General features: G+C 72.5%; 1 protein-coding gene. It reads left to right on the plus strand.

The features are described 5' to 3' along the window. Window positions 1–498 (plus strand): KR domain-containing protein (locus tag AAH979_RS43150; RefSeq protein ID WP_346263900.1); only part of this gene is annotated, 498 nt, incomplete at both ends.

The raw sequence follows: 498 nt of genomic DNA on the forward strand, positions 1-498 counted from the left end.
CGAACGTCCTGCGGGGCAAGCTCGGTGGGGCTCTGCTGTTGCACGAGCTCACCCTGGACCGGGATCTGGCGATGTTCGTCGTCTTCTCGTCGGTCGCGGGAGTGCTGGGCAACGCCGGCCAGGGCGCCTATGCGGCGGCGAACGCCGGTCTGGACGGACTCGCCGTGTACCGGCGTGAATCCGGTCTGGTCGGCACGTCCGTGGCGTGGGGGTTGTGGGAGGCCGAGACTGGCATGACCCGCGGCCTCTCGCAGCGGGACCGCAACCGCTTCGCCGGCCTCGCGATGCCGACTGACGAGGCTCTCGCGCTGTTCGACGCCGCCCTCAGGAGCACCGAACCCGTCGTCGTCGCGGCGCGTCTTGACCGCACCAGTCCACATCCCCTGACCACCGGCCGCTTTGGGCGCCGCCCCGGTCGCCGGGCCATCGCCGCGGGCACCCCGGCTGGATCCGTGGACGAGTTCGCCGGCCTGAACCCGGCGCAACGGCAGCGCCGGG

This window comes from Plantactinospora sp. ZYX-F-223 (assembly GCF_039649625.1).
GTDB lineage: Bacteria > Actinomycetota > Actinomycetes > Mycobacteriales > Micromonosporaceae > Plantactinospora.